Source organism: Streptomyces sp. NPDC026246, assembly GCF_055567995.1.
Map to the genome: position 1 here is coordinate 76475 of NZ_JBVHPJ010000013.1, position 13943 is coordinate 90417.

Consider the following 13943-nt stretch of genomic DNA (forward strand, 5'->3'; position numbering starts at 1 on the left):
CAGCCCGGACTCACTGGCGTCCAGGTCATGGGACGCCGTGACGATGCACACGGAGGACGACTCGACGCCCGGCCGGAGGACCCCGACGGAACCGGTGAGGCGACGAACGACCTCGAGCGCGCACATGAACTGCGCAGCGCTGCCTGCTGCGCCGGGCTACTGCTGGTCTTCCTCCTCCTGCTCGACTGGGGCTCCGGCCTGATCACCCCTTGGCGGACCGTGCTGTGGTCCGCCCTCGCCGGACTGCTCTACGTCGTGCTCTACCCCCAGCGCGTGTCCGCCGATGGCAACTGGCTGATTACACGCGGCCTGGTTCGCGGGAACCGGGTCCGGACGGATCTGCTGGTGTCGGTCCGCTGCCTGGACGGGGTCTCCCAGCGGCTCCTGTTGCGTGATCACCTGGGAGGCCGGGTCGAGATCGACCCGGCGGTCCTGGTGCGTCATCCGCATCTGTGGTTCTGCCTGGAGCGGGGGGCTCGGAAGGCCGCCGAAGGCGGCTCGCTGCTCTGCGGTGCCACCGCCCTGCGGCGTCTGTCCGAGCGTATGGACCGCGAGACAGCCCGCGCCGTGTTCAGGATCTCCGGTCTGGAGTAAGCGTCGGCCCCGCTTGCCGTCTCCGGCGCCGGGGCCCACCGGTACCGCACAGAACGTCCTCACTGCCCAGGACCACGGGCGGCGGGCTCAGTCGCCGACGTGGATGCCGGGGCGGCGGTCGGGGTCCGGTTCGTTACTGCGGATGATCTCGCGGGTGACGGGGGCGGTGTCGCCGCGGCCGAGGAGGAAGTAGCGGAACATGTGCACCAGAGGGCTGCCTTCGGCCCAGGCGAAGTAGCAGTGCGGCCGCACACCGGTGGCGTCCCTCAGGGCCAGCAGAATGGCGGCGATGGCGTTGGGCGCTGCCGGAGCCTGGGCGCGCAGGATGCGGTGGCCGTCCACTTCGACGCCGTGGACGGTGAGGGTGTCGCTGAAGTCGGAGGGGTCGACGACGTCGATCTCGAGGAAGAGCACGTCGGCCGGGCCCGGCACCGGGTTGGTGCCGCGTTGTTCGCGTTCCTTGGCGCTGTACTCGGCGGCGTCGCCGGCTTGGCGGCGGTTGGTGATGATGTTGATGGACTGGTCGTGGGCGAGGGTGTCGGTGATGAAGTGGCGGGCGGCTTCGTCGAAGACGATGCGGTCGGCGCGCAGTTCGGTGGTGCGCGAGATCCGGGAGATGAGCGACACGGTGATGATGCCGAGGATGAAGAAGCCGGAGATGGCGATGCCGTCGGGCTTGTCGACGATGTTGGCGATCAGTGCGTAGAGCAGGACCGCGGTGAGCAGCGTGAAGCCGATGGTGGCCGGGCGTCGGTGCTTACGGGCGACGAAGACGGTGACGGCGAAGGCGCCGGAGACCATCATCGCCAGGATGCCGGTGGCGTAGGCGCCGGCCTGCTTGTCGACGTCGGCGTCGAAGGCGATGGTGATGATGATGCACAGGGCGGTGTAGACGAGGACGACGGGGCGCACGGCGCGTCCCCACTCGGGGGCCATGCCGTAGTCGGGCAGGTAGCGGGGCACGATGTTGATGAGTCCCGCCATGGCGGAGGCGCCGGCGAACCACAGGATGAGGATGGTGCTGATGTCGTAGACGGTGCCGAATGCCTCACCGACGTGCTCGTGAGCGAGCCAGGCCAGGGCACGGCCGTTGGCGGCGCCTCCGGGCTCGAACTCGTCCTCGGGGATGAGGACGGTGGTCACGAAGCTGGCGGCCAGGAGGTAGACGCTCATGATGAGCGCGGCGGCGGTGAGCAGCTTGCGGGCGTTGCGGATGCGGGCCTGCAGGCGCTGTTCCTCGTCTGCCCCGTCAGCCGCCACCAGCGGCATCATGCTCACACCGGTTTCGAAGCCGGACAGGCCCAGCACCAGCAGGGGGAAGGCCAGCAGGGCGGGACTCGCGAGATCGCCGAAGCCGCCGAGGTCGGTCAGGGAGCCGGTCCACGCAGACCAGGCGTCGGCATCGGTGAGCACGTGGGTCACGCCGACGCCGATGACGACGGCGTTGAGGGCGAGGAAGACAGCCACCAGGGGGATGGCCACCTTGACCGCTTCGCTGAAGCCCAGCAGGAAGACGCCGCCGAGAATCAGCAGCAGCACCACCGTCAGAGCGACTTCATGGCCGTGCAGGGCGGCGGGGAAGAAGGGGTTCTCCACCACATGGACGGAGGCGTCCGCAGTGGACAGGGTGATGGTGATGATCCACGAGGTGGCCACGAAGCCGAGCAGGACGAGCACGAACAGCTTGCCCCACCAGAACGGCAGCAGATCCTCCAGCATCGCCACCGACCCCGCACCGTGCGGACTCTGCCTGGCCACCCGCCGATACATCGGCAGCATCCCCAGCAGCGTCAGCGCAACAATCAGCAACGTCGCCAGAGGCGACACGGCCCCCGCCGCAAGGGCAGCGATCGCCGGGACGTAGGCCAGGCTGGAGAAGTAGTCCACGCCGGTCAGGCACATCACCTTCCACCAGGCATGCGGCTCGGCGTGACTCTCACCCGCCGCCGGCCCCACCGGCTGCACCCGGTGCCGCAACAGCCACCGCGCCAACGCACCGGTCGGCTGCGCACGCAGCGCGGGACTGTCCACCGTCTCCGGCATCACCGGCCCACTCGCCTCGCTCATATCCCCCATGCCCTCTTCATCCTGACGGTCGGAACGATCGCCGCACGCCACCGCTCTGGCGCCGGCGCGATGATCACTGAGTATGCGCCCTGCCACTCACCATCCCGTACCGAGGCTCCGGGAGTGGACGAGATGCCGGTGGGGCTGCCAGGGGTGGGCGGCCGATCGGAGCCAATTGCCGCGCCGCCTCGTTCTCCAGGCTGTCGTTGTCCGTCTGGAAGGCGTCGGCAAAGTCCAGGTACCGGTCGGCACGGGCTGCGGGACTGCCGCCGGGCCGTGCTCGAGCCGAAGGGTCCGTTTCCAGTCGACGGAGCGCTGTGTCCAGGGGTGGGCGCTCAGCATCCTCGCCATCGCCTCGCCGTCCTGCCGTTGGCGTCCGCTCGTCTTACTCGTCAGCTCTCATCGCGCCCGGGTGTGAACGGTGGTGGTGCCCGGGGGGGGACCGCTCGACCTGCGCCCGGCGGCCGGTCCCGCCACTGCGAGCAAGTCTCCAGCAGCGTCTGCGCATGACCTCACGGACGGCGACCGACACGGCGACCGTCCAAAATGGGACCTGTGCGACTGGGATGCTGCCCCGTCACGAACTCCGGCGTCGCGGTGGGGTCCGTTCCGCGTTCTCGTTCTCACATCCTGAGCCCCAGGTGCGTCAGCCGCCGCGCGACCACGTCGGCTTCCCGGCTCCGCCCCGTCACCACCTACGACGTGGCCCTGGCCGCCCTGTTGCCGTGGCTCCCCCGGAGGGCCACCGGCCATAACGGGACATGCTGCTACGGGGCGCATGCCGCGCGGTCGGCAGCCCCCGGGGCAGCGGGGGCGAGCAGGTCGCGGTTCTCGTCACACCGTCATCCGCGCGGCCACGGCCGACGGAGGCCCTCGGGCCCCGCGCTCGCCGCGGCCATCAGCCGAGCGGCTGCCAGCGCGAAGGTCCCAGGCGGTACCACGAGGAGATCCCATCGGCCTGCGGAGTAGGACTGCAGAAGAATCCGGTGAGGGTCCACGCCAGGGGCGAACCAGTCGATCCTGACGTCGTGGTCGTTGACGAGGACGGTGGTACGCGGGACGTGAGACCAGTGACGGGGGTTGGCTGCGACGTGGGTGATCCGTCCCCACAGAGGGTCGAGGACATCGGCCAGCTCGCAGAGCTCGGACGCCAGGTCGTGCGTGCGCGGCCACCAGGCGCCGTCCGGGCCGGCTGGGGTGAGGGAAGAAGTCACCTGCCGGAGAGCGAGGCGGGCCGACGTGGTCCGGTAGGGCACGAAGGACGGCGCACTATGCGCGGTAGTCACGGGCATGGCGTGCAACCTGTCTCCGGACACTGCCTGTCGATGACCGCCCGGTGTGGGACGAGATCAGCAGTGGTCCGGTGTGCGAAAGCCCTCAGTGCGTTCAGGCTACTCCCCGGCAGCGCCGGGTGCGTCCAGCCCGGAAGCTCCCGCTCGTCGAGACCTCGGGGCAGGCCAACGGCCGCCCCGGCACTCATCCTGATCCACTCGCGTCCCGGCTGCGGGTCTGCGTAGCGGTCCAGCGGTTCGATTCCGGCCGGCGGCCGGCCGGCTCCGCCGCACGTCCCTTCACCAGGCACGCTGCGGGGCGCCCTGTGGCAACGATCGGCTCAGCGCCGAGGAAGGCCCCGCAGGTACGCTCTCCCGCCCCCGCGAGGCCGTTCACACGGCAACTCTCAACGGGATCCTGACGGGCCTGCGCCGGACATCCATGGGCCCGGACGTGACTCTCTGCTTACGCTGTTCAGGCCGTCCGCGTGATGGCCGGACCTCACGCCGCGCAGCACATCAGGAGCACGCCGATGGCCACCACCGAACACCCACCGCATCGGCTGCGTGCCTGGATGCTGGAGGGCCTGTCCGACATGGGCAAGGATCAGGGCAAGGTGGGCCCGCGCCGGGAGACCCGGCGGGAGCACAAAGGCCGGCCCTGGTACCGCGTGATGTGCCTGACCGGCGTCGACTACTTCTCCACCCTCGGTTACCAGCCGGGCATCGCCGCCCTCGCGGCCGGTCTGCTGTCGCCGATCGCGACCATCGTGCTGGTCGTCGTCACGCTGGCGGGCGCCCTGCCGGTCTACCGGAGGGTGGCGGAGGAGAGCCCGCACGGCGAGGGCTCGATCGCGATGCTGGAGCGGCTGCTGTCCTTCTGGAAGGGCAAGCTGTTCGTGCTGACCCTGTCGGGCTTCGCCGCCACCGACTTCCTGATCACCATCACGCTGTCCGCCGCGGACGCCTCGACCCACCTCATCGAGAACCCGCACCTCGAAGAGGCCCTGCACGACCGGCAGGTTCTGGTGACGATGATCCTCATCGCGCTGCTCGGCGCGGTGTTCCTCAAGGGCTTCCTGGAGGCCATCGGCGTATGAGGAGGACTTCGTCTTCGTCGAGGTCACCGTGACCGACCCGTCCGAGTTCGAGGCCGGTCCGGTCGCGCGCGGCGAGGTCATGCACAACCGCTACCGCGTCCTGACCCTGGAATCGTCCTCCGTACCCAATGGCCTGGCCGCGCTGCTCCTGCACGTCCGTGACACGACCGGCCGCACCCCGCACATCTACTTCGAATGGACCGAGGGCAACCCCTTCGCCAACTTCCTGCGCTTCTTCCTCTTCGGCCAGGGGGAGGTCGCCCCGGTCACTCGCGAGGTGCTGCGCGAGGCGGAACCGGACCCCGCACGCGCGTGCACGCCGGCTGACACAAAATGCCGCACACGCCTCGCCTGCACGGACGACACCCTCACACAGGCCCCCCTTTCACCGCCGGCGGCGTGCTGGTGAGCCCGGCAGAAGGCGGAGCCGCATTCACGTCCCAGGTGATCAGGGCCTTTGGCTTGCGCGTCGGCTTGGAGCTGGGGTGACGATCCGAGCCCAGGTGCCATCCCGCTGCCGGCGGCGGAACAGGTCATAGACCCGGCCCCAGAGCCCTTCTCGTTCCGGCGCATCCCGCCAGGGCGCAACCGTCCGGGGTCGCCACCGAATGCCGTCTATCGGCTGCCGCCGCGTCCGTACCGGTGGACGGCCCGGCTTGATGCCCTGCGGCAACAACAACTCCAGCCCCGCTCGCTGGCCGCTCGTCAGATCACCGTGTCCCACGACGCGTGATCATCCACGACCAAGATCCGCTTCTGTAGAAGCCCCTGGGCCCCGTCCGACGGCCGAAGGGGTCAGCCGCTCCCTGGGGTGCAGCAGGGGGCATCCGGGAGCGCAGGAGCGGAGCGGATGGGCTGGGCATGCTTGCACTACCCCTCAACTGGTGGTTTTGCCGCGGGAGTTGAGGATGGGACCAGAATGCGTCCCTAGCGTGGTTCGCGCCGTGGTCTGCGGGCTGCGGTGCGGCGTCGCCTCCCGCGGCACCGGAGCAGCGACAGGCAAGGGGCACTGAATGGCGAACTTCCAGACTGGCGAGATTCCCCCCGGCTTCGCGTTCACTGAGAGCGGCGGGCTCATCCACTACAAGTACGGCATCGTCCTGGCCGTCCCGGCGGCCAACCAGGCCGGTTGGTCGGGCGACATGTGGATCAGCTTCGGCTCCGCCTGGGGGGATGCGAAGATCAAGGTGAACTGGCACGACGGCTCGAACTGGAGCGCCGCCGTGGACCTGAACGTCACGCAGGCAGGCGGCCGGGTCCACAACGGCGCGAAGCTCCCGACGAGTACGCAGAAGATCGCCATCGGCCGCGTCAGGAAGAGCGCGAGCGACACCGAGGACGACATCCCGGTCAGCTGGCTGCTCCAAGTGGCCGAGGCGTGACCCAGGCAGTCCCTATGACCCCGATGCCCGGTCCGGCCTGCTGGGCCGGACCGGGCATCGGGAGTGGTGGCCGTAGCAGCCGAGCTGAACCGGACCGGCTCGGACACGTGCAACAAGGACACCGGGGCCTCCCCCACTTCTCGGTCGGAATCTGCATGCCCGAGCTACCGAGAGCCCCTGTCTCCGTGCGTGATCATCCACATTTCGTCCGGCGTCTTCATCGGCCGGCCTCGGCAACCGCCCACCTCGACGGCAACGCAGCCGCCCGGTTCTGGCCGACGTCCATCGGGGGCCTTTGCGGACCTGGCGTCGCTTTTGCCGGTGGCCTCAGCGCTGGGTGAGCATGCCTTCACGCAGGCGGCCAAGGGTCCGTGACAGGAGTCGGGAGACGTGCATCTGGGACACGCCCAGGTGTTCGCCGATCTGGGACTGGGTGAGTTCCTCCACGAACCGCATGTGGATGATCTGCCGGTCTCGCTCGTCGAGTTCAGCGAGGAGCGGGGCGAGGGTGTGGAAGTCCTCCACCAGTTCCAGCGACTGGTCTTCGGCGCCGATGAAGTCCTGCAGAGCGCTCTCGCCGTCTTCGCTGCCGCCGATCGCGGCGTCCAGGGAAGAGGAGTTGTAGCCGTTGGCGGCAAGTCGGGCTTCCCGTACCTCGTCCTCGGGCAGGCTCATCAGCTCCGACAGTTCCTTGACCGTGGGGGTGCGGCCGAGCCGGCTGCGCAATTCCTCGGTGGCGCGGGCGAGCTGGACGCGGGCTTCCTGCAGCCGACGCGGCACGTGCACGGCCCAGGTGGTGTCGCGGAAGAACCGCTTGATCTCGCCCACGATGTAGGGGATCGCGAAGGAGGTGAACTCCACTTCGCGCGTCAGCTCGAACCGGTCGATGGCCTTGATCAGGCCGATCATGCCGACCTGGACGATGTCCTCCATTTCTTCCGCGCCGCGGCTGCGGAAACGGCCGGCCGCGTACCGGACCAGGGACATGTTCATCTCGATCAGTGTGCTGCGGGCGTAGCTGTACTCGGGCGTGCCCTCCTCCAGGACCGTCAGCTGTTCGAAGAACAGCTTGGAGAGCTGGCGAGCGTCTTTGGGCGCAACCCGGGAGGGGTCGGCGACCTCCGGCAGCTCGCTCGTTCGTGCGTCCAGTGCCGCCGGAATGCTCATGAGCGCCATGCTGTGCCCCTCCCAAAGTTCGAGCCGACCGCTACCGCCTGCAAGACGGCCGACGGCGCACCGCCTACCCCGCTTTCCCGCACCTATACCTGTGCTGTGTTGAGCAGGCTCGCTACCCGTGTCAGCTGGGGAGGTAGCAGCGAATGGTGGTGCCGTCGGGGCCGGTGTGGACACGGACGAGGTCGGCGAGTTGGTGGACCAGCAGGAGTCCGCGGCCGCCGGGCTGCGTGGGATTCGGCGGGCGGCGGCCGGCCAGCGGATCGGTCAGCTGTCCGCCGTCGTGGACCTCGCAGACGATGCGGTCGCTCTCGGCCCAGACCCGCAGCGTCCCCGAGCCGGCGCCGTGGACGACGCTGTTGGTGGTCAGTTCCGCCACCGCGAGTTCCAGGTCGCCCAGGCTCACGCCGGACACGCCCAGGGCCCGCGCCCGGGACACGGCGAAGTCGCGAGTCTCGGGCAGTGTCGGTGCGGCGAAAGTACAGGCCGCGGCATCGAGTGGCGCGAGCAGGGGCTCGTTGTAGCGAGCAATGATCTCTTCGGGGCTGTAGGCGGTGGATTGCCTCTCACCGTCGGCGCCGATGACGACCGGGTGGGTCGCCAGGGCGTCGCCGAGAGCCTGCTGCTCTAGTCGCCCGGCGTCGTAGGGACAGAGGATGGTCACCGCGCGTCCGGTGAAAGCGGCATTGATCAGCGCCTCGTGCTGGACGCACGCCGGGTACTCGTCGGCGGAACGGCCCTGCCAGATCGGCTCGCCGATGATACGGACCCGGCGGGCGCCGGATTGGGCGTCGGCGAACTTGCGCAGCACGTTGGGGATGATGCGGCCCGGGTTGCGGCCGGCCTGGGTCATGTCGATGAAGCGGACCTGTGCCGCTCGCTCACCGAGCCCCTCGCGGATCAGCTCCAAACGATCCGGCGGAGCTGCGACGGCTGCGGGCTCACCGGCGTCCAGCCCTTCCCGCAGGAAGGGAACCGTTCCCGCGACGTACTGGTCGGTTCCCTCGTAGAAGAGCGCCGGGTGCACGAACGGCTCGTGCGAGGTGACTGTGGTCATCACGCGGCCACCTCGATCACGGCAAGCCCGGGCCAGAAGAGTTCGAGGATGCGCGGCAGCTGCGCCGGAGGCCGGTGAAGTACGATGCGCTGTCCCTCGGGGAGACGCTGGGCGGTGACCGCAAGATCCGTCACGCCGGCCACATCCACGAATCGCACCCGGGACAGATCGACGTGATGCACGTCTGTGTCACGCTCGACCAGTTGCTGCAGCGCCTGCTGCCAGACTGTCCGTGTGTTCATGCTGATCTCCCCGATCGCCCACAGCCCCGAACTGTCGGGCAACGGATCGATCTGCAGTACCGCCTCACGTGGCGGCGCGGCGGAGGGCCCGCCCATGCCGGGTGCGACATCCACGCTTTGCCCCCAGTTCCCCGGGCTCGGCCGCACGGCCGCTCGTATCGATCGCCTTGCACGATACCCGGTCAGGCACGGCGGACGCCCAGTCCGGCCACGCGAGAGATTCGGGCCGGGCCTGACCTGCGCGGGTCCGATGACGTGAGCTGGTGGGGCTCGTGCGACCGAGTACGTGTGTCCTCCTGTAGTGGCACCCCTGCCAACTCAGGCTTGGCCGGTAGGGCGAGCTCAGGGAGCGAGGCTGAGTTCCGCCCAGACCGTTTTGCCGGGGTGGCGCGGGGTGACGCCCCAGCGGTGCGCGAGCCGCTCGAGGAGTTGCATGCCGAAGCCGCCAGGCTCGGTGTTCTTGGTGGCACGCATGCGCGGCCAGCTGTCGCTGTCATCGCTGACCGCGATGCGCAGCAGCCGGCCGTTCCAGGTGAGCCGGATCAGGGGTGGGCCGACGCCGTGGCGGATGGCGTTGGTGATCAGTTCCGAGACGAGCAGTTCGGCGGTCTGGATCATCCGGTGCTGGTGCAGCGGACCGCCGAAACCTTTCACGCAGTCGCGGACCCAGTGCCGGGCGGCCGCGATGCTCGCCGTCACAGCGGGGAAGCGCGACTCGCAGGACGGGATGGTCGGTTCGCCGTTCACGAGGTTCCTCCAGCACGGGTGGCGGCCCTGCTCTGCCGGCGGCTGGCGCCGCGTACAGCCGGTCGCAGTCGTCTGTCGGGTACCCCTGCATGCCTGGTGAACCATCTGTGTCCGTCGGGTGACGGACTGATCCTGTGAAGGGTTGATCACCGCTGTCGACGGGGCTGGTGGTGGCGGGCTGGAGTGCGCTGGCAGAATCACTCCCGCACACGACATGAGGCCACGCCGGTCGCGCGGCCACCGTGGCCCGAGGACGAGGGAGCCGGCATGGAACAGATTGCGGATGTGGAGATTCCGCTGGACCGTGATGTGTTCCTGCGCACTCTGGTGCGTGAGCTGGCGACGTCGCTGGAGTCGGTGATCGGTCTGGAGGAGGCGTCCGGCTACGTCAGCCTGGTGGGGCAGGCCGTCGGCACGCAGATCGACGAGATGTACCTCAAGGCACTGGGAACCGACCGTCTCACGGGTGAGCAGGTCGCCGAGGCGCTGGTGGACCTCAAGCGCCGTATCAGGGGTGATTTCTACGTCATCGAGCACGACGAGACGAAGATCGTGCTCGGCAACCGGGTGTGCCCGTTCGCGGAGAAGGTGGTGGGCCGGGAGTCGATGTGCATGATGACGTCCAACGTCTTCGGCACTGTCGCCGCCCGCAATCTGGGCTACGCGCGGGTGGAGTTGGAGGAGACCATCGCGCGCGGCGACGCGGGCTGCCGGGTGGTGGTGCACCTGGTGCCCGACGTGGACGTCGAGACGGTGAGTGGCCGTGAGTACTTCGGCGACCGGGCTGTGGCTCCATGACCCTTGGCCTCTTCCGGGCCATCACCAGACCGCTGCCCCATCCGGTGCTGTTGTGCGGGGCCGACGGCCGCGTGCTGGCCGCCAACCCGGCGGCCGTCCGCTGTGACGACCGGCTGCGCCCGGGCACCAGCGTGTTCGATCTACGGCCGGACGACACCCGGCAGCTGCGTCAGCAGTTGGCTGTGTGGCTGCGCAGCGGCAGTCCCGTGCCCGGCGCGCTGGTCCTCAAGGACGCCGACGGCCGCACGCGGCGTTTCCGCTGTCACGGGGCGCGGGCCACGTGGTGGGACGGCCCGCAGCCGGCTCTGCAGCTGCATCTCGTCGAGGCCGGGGCGTCGGACCGGTTCGTCGTGCTCAGCCAGCAGGTGGAGGCACTGAACCAGGAGGTGGCCTTCCGTCGGGCCACCGAAGTGGACCGGGCGCGGCTGCTGGCCGCCGAACAGGCCGCCCGTGCCCGGTTGCAGCACCTGTACGACCTGACCGCCGCCCTGGCTGGAGCGATCACTCTCGCGGAGGTCTCCCGCGCTGTCAGCGAGGTGGCACCGGCAGCCCTGGGGGCCACCGCGGCGGAGCTCTATCTGCACTCGTCACGGCTGGTACCGCCCCTACAGCCGGAGGACAACGGCCTTCCGGTCGGCGCGGGCGGCTGGACCGACCTGGACCGGCCCTCTTCCTCGGACGGCCCGCTCACTCGTGACGCCGCGGACGCGGTTCCCCTGGCCCTGTCCCTGGAGGCGGACGGCGTCCACCTGGGCATGCTGATCGTCTACGGCTCGCTCAGCGCCACCGCTCCCGAGCATGTGACAGCGGTCACCCAGCAGATCGCCCAGGCTCTGCGCCGGGCCGGGCTGCACGAGCACGAGCACCGGGTCGCCGAACGCCTGCAGCTCAGTCTGCTGCCCCAGCTGCCACAGCTGCCCGGTCTGGAGTCTGCCACCTGCTACGCCCCGGGCAGTGACCTGCTCTCGGTCGGCGGCGACTGGTACGACGTCTACGACGTGGACTCCGATCACATCGGCCTGAGCATCGGCGACGTCGCCGGTCACGGACTGCGCGAAGCGACCGTCATGGCACAGATCACCGCCGCCCTGCGCAACATCGTGCCGCGCTGCGGCACCGACCCCGCCGCCGTCCTGGACGAGCTCAACACCTTCCTGGGCCGCTACCATCCGAGCCGCATGGCCACCGCCTGCTACCTGGTCTTCGATCGCCGGACATGCACCCTGACCTACGCCAGGGCAGGCCATCCGCCGCCGCTGCTCATCCACTCCGACGGCACCAGCGCCTACCTCGACCACGCCACCTCCCCGCCTCTCGGCCCCGTCCGGAACGTCCGCTACCGGCAGGCCGACACCACCGTGACCGAGACCGACACCCTGCTGCTGTACACCGACGGCCTGATCGAGCGCCGTCGCGAGGACCTCGCCATAGGAATGGAACGGCTGACCGAGTTCGCCCACACCACCAGCGGCCTGAGCATCACCGAGCTGTGCGACCGGTTCCTGCACCACCAGCCCGAAGCGGCGTTTCCCGACGACCGCGCCCTGCTCGCCGCCCGCTTCCCCTCACCCTCCTGAGCGCGTCTCCGCTCAGCGACAGCAGGGCCTGGGGGCGCCGAGGACGGCGTGAGCCCTTGCCCCCGGCAGGCCGGTGCCTGGCAGAACGAGAACGCTCAACGCCGTCGACACACTCCCTGGCCTCCTGAGCCGCCGTGCCGACCAGTGTCTTCCGGCGGCTTCCCTCGTCAGCCGACGGCGGCGGGCCGCTCCTCGACGCGGCGGCCGGTGGACCTCGCCCCTGTCCTGTCGCGGGCGGAGGCCGTCCCGACGGGGAGCAGGCCGGCTGCCCCGACGCGGGACGGAGCAGTCGCAGACGAGTGGGTCGGGGCCAGTCATGACCAGGCAGCCCGCGTGCCACCCACCTGATGGTCCGTCGGAAGCAGCGTCAAACGAGCGTCGGGACGGTTTCCCCTCCGCCTCCATGGACCGAGGAAAGCGCGTCCATCACCTCGCGAGACCTCCCACGAAGCCACAGGTCGAACCCACCCCCCGGCACCAGGACACGTTCCACATCGTGCATGTCGAGGAACACGTCGAGCGCACCCGAACGCGCTTGAGCAACCTGTGAAATCTGCAGGTCAGAGTCCCTTCGAGAGCGGCTCCAGGATCGCCACGCACTCCACATGGTGCGTCATCGGGAACAGGTCGAACGCCCGCAGCGTGCGCACCCGGTAGCCGCCCTCCTGGAAGTACGCCAGGTCCCGCGCCAGCGCCGCCGGATCGCACGCCACGTACGCGATCCTGCGGGCGCCCAGCGACGACAGGTGCTGGACCGTCTTGCGGCCGGCACCGGCCCGCGGCGGGTCGAGGACGATCAGGTCGACCTCCGAGATGCCCGTGCGCGGCAGGACCGACTCGACCTTGCCCTGCTCGATGCGCACCCGCTCGAAGTCGGCCAGGTTGTGCCGCGCGTCCTCCACCGCGCGCTTGCCGGACTCGATGCCCAGCACCGCGCCCTGGTCGCCGACCCGGTCGGCGAGCGCGCCGGCGAAGAGGCCCACGCCGCAGTAGAGGTCGAGGGCCATGTCGCCCTTGCGCGGCAGCAGGCCCTGCATGACCGCCGTGACGAGGGTGTCGGCCGCCTTCGGGTGGACCTGCCAGAAGCCGCCGTTGCCCACGCGGTGGGTCCGGCCGTCCGCGCGCTCGCGGACGAAGGGACGGCCGTGCACCCGGTGGACACCGCCCGAGCGCTCGTCGACGCGCAGGACGGAGACCGGGCGGTCGAGTTCGACCAGCGGCAGCCGCGCGCCCGGCTTCGGCGTGAGGATCACCTGGCGGTCCTGGGAGCCCGTCGCCGCGATCGCCTCGACGGAGTCCATGCCCGTCCAGACCCGCTTCTCGATGCCCAGCTCGCTGACGCCCTCCGCGGCGATCATGCAGTGGTCGATCGGCTCCACCTCGTGGGAGCGGTGCCGGCGCAGGCCGGCCCGGCCGTCGGCGGTGACGGCGTACTGGACGCGGGTGCGCCACGCCGGGACCTGGCCGGCCGGCACCTTGTCGCCCTCGGCGGGCAGGACCGTGCCGTCCCAGCCCGCCTCCTCCGGGGTGAGCCCCGCCAGGTGCTGCAGCTGCTCGGCGACGACGTCGGCCTTCAGGCGGCGCTGCGCCCCGGGCTTCGCGTGCTGCCAGTCGCAGCCGCCGCAGCGGCCGGGGCCGGCGAAGGGGCACGGTTCGTCGATGCGGTCCTTGGAGGCGTCCAGCACCCGCACGGCGTCGGCGCGCAGGAAGCGCGCGCCCTGCTCGCCCTCCGTCACCCGGGCCACGACCCGTTCGCCGGGCAGGGCGTGCCGGACGAACAGCACCTGCCCCTCGGAGGTGCGGGCGATGCAGTGACCGCCGTGGGCGACGGGGCCGACCTCGACCTCGTACTCCTCCCCCACCAGCGACTTCCTCGGTTCTGCCTGCATGGCGGGGTGACTCCATAACGCGTGAGGGGGAAGGGCCGCACGGAAG

At 69.9% G+C, this 13943-nt stretch carries 12 protein-coding genes and 1 pseudogene; 5 read left to right on the forward strand and 8 right to left on the reverse strand.

The annotated features are described in order from the left end of the window. Positions 1–27: 27 nt before the first annotated feature. Positions 28–594 carry a hypothetical protein gene (locus ACZ4M5_RS28075; RefSeq protein WP_467740726.1) on the forward strand — a complete coding sequence of 189 codons (567 nt, stop codon included), beginning with the start codon at positions 28–30 and terminating at the stop codon, positions 592–594. Positions 595–681: 87 nt separating this feature from the next. Here the strand turns inward: ACZ4M5_RS28075 and ACZ4M5_RS28080 are convergent, their stop codons facing one another. Both ACZ4M5_RS28080 and ACZ4M5_RS28085 read right to left on the reverse strand, forming a co-directional pair. Continuing rightward, positions 682–2637, reverse strand: coding sequence for an APC family permease (locus ACZ4M5_RS28080; RefSeq protein WP_467740948.1), 1956 nt, complete (start codon positions 2635–2637; stop codon positions 682–684). Between the two features lie 866 nt (positions 2638–3503). Then, positions 3504–3953 (reverse strand): DUF5994 family protein, encoded by a 450-nt coding sequence (locus tag ACZ4M5_RS28085; RefSeq protein WP_467740728.1) that lies wholly within the window; start codon positions 3951–3953, stop codon positions 3504–3506. A gap of 512 nt (positions 3954–4465) precedes the next feature. Here ACZ4M5_RS28085 and ACZ4M5_RS28090 point away from each other — a divergent pair. Continuing rightward, positions 4466–5342: pseudogene (locus ACZ4M5_RS28090) on the forward strand (hypothetical protein); the annotation flags it as partial. A gap of 138 nt (positions 5343–5480) precedes the next feature. On the opposite strand, the gene ACZ4M5_RS28095 reads toward ACZ4M5_RS28090, so the two are convergent. Continuing rightward, positions 5481–5756 carry a transposase gene (locus ACZ4M5_RS28095; RefSeq protein WP_467740730.1) on the reverse strand — a complete coding sequence of 92 codons (276 nt, stop codon included), beginning with the start codon at positions 5754–5756 and terminating at the stop codon, positions 5481–5483. A 289-nt stretch (positions 5757–6045) separates the two neighbouring features. On the opposite strand from ACZ4M5_RS28095, the gene ACZ4M5_RS28100 reads away from it, so the two are divergent. Continuing rightward, entirely contained in the window at positions 6046–6414 is a 369-nt protein-coding gene (locus ACZ4M5_RS28100) for a hypothetical protein (RefSeq protein ID WP_030895169.1), read from the forward strand. A gap of 327 nt (positions 6415–6741) precedes the next feature. On the opposite strand, the gene ACZ4M5_RS28105 is transcribed toward ACZ4M5_RS28100, so the two are convergent. The 4 genes from ACZ4M5_RS28105 to ACZ4M5_RS28120 all read right to left on the reverse strand — a co-directional run bounded on the left by ACZ4M5_RS28105 (position 6742) and on the right by ACZ4M5_RS28120 (position 9633). Next, a complete protein-coding gene (locus tag ACZ4M5_RS28105; RefSeq protein WP_467740733.1) occupies positions 6742–7590 on the reverse strand; it encodes an RNA polymerase sigma factor SigF in 849 nt (282 codons plus the stop codon). Positions 7591–7711: 121 nt separating this feature from the next. Beyond that, the gene (locus ACZ4M5_RS28110) at positions 7712–8644 is read right to left on the reverse strand and encodes an anti-sigma factor RsbA family regulatory protein (RefSeq protein WP_062670402.1); all 933 of its coding nucleotides are present in this window, start codon (positions 8642–8644) and stop codon (positions 7712–7714) included. Further along, a complete protein-coding gene (locus ACZ4M5_RS28115) occupies positions 8644–9000 on the reverse strand; it encodes an STAS domain-containing protein (RefSeq protein ID WP_400093224.1) in 357 nt (118 codons plus the stop codon). The genes ACZ4M5_RS28110 and ACZ4M5_RS28115 overlap by 1 nt, the downstream gene beginning before the upstream one ends. A gap of 228 nt (positions 9001–9228) precedes the next feature. Further along, the gene (locus tag ACZ4M5_RS28120; protein WP_358481276.1) at positions 9229–9633 is read right to left on the reverse strand and encodes an ATP-binding protein; all 405 of its coding nucleotides are present in this window, start codon (positions 9631–9633) and stop codon (positions 9229–9231) included. Between the two features lie 267 nt (positions 9634–9900). On the opposite strand from ACZ4M5_RS28120, the gene ACZ4M5_RS28125 reads away from it, so the two are divergent. Continuing rightward, the gene (locus tag ACZ4M5_RS28125; protein ID WP_358481274.1) at positions 9901–10431 is read left to right on the forward strand and encodes a methanogen output domain 1-containing protein; all 531 of its coding nucleotides are present in this window, start codon (positions 9901–9903) and stop codon (positions 10429–10431) included. Continuing rightward, entirely contained in the window at positions 10428–12008 is a 1581-nt protein-coding gene (locus ACZ4M5_RS28130) for a SpoIIE family protein phosphatase (RefSeq protein WP_467740737.1), read from the forward strand. The genes ACZ4M5_RS28125 and ACZ4M5_RS28130 overlap by 4 nt, the downstream gene beginning before the upstream one ends. 560 nt (positions 12009–12568) lie before the next feature. Here ACZ4M5_RS28130 and ACZ4M5_RS28135 read toward each other — a convergent pair. After that, complete coding sequence (locus tag ACZ4M5_RS28135; protein ID WP_467740739.1) at positions 12569–13897, reverse strand: class I SAM-dependent RNA methyltransferase; 1329 nt, start codon at positions 13895–13897, stop codon at positions 12569–12571. Positions 13898–13943: the final 46 nt, after the last annotated feature.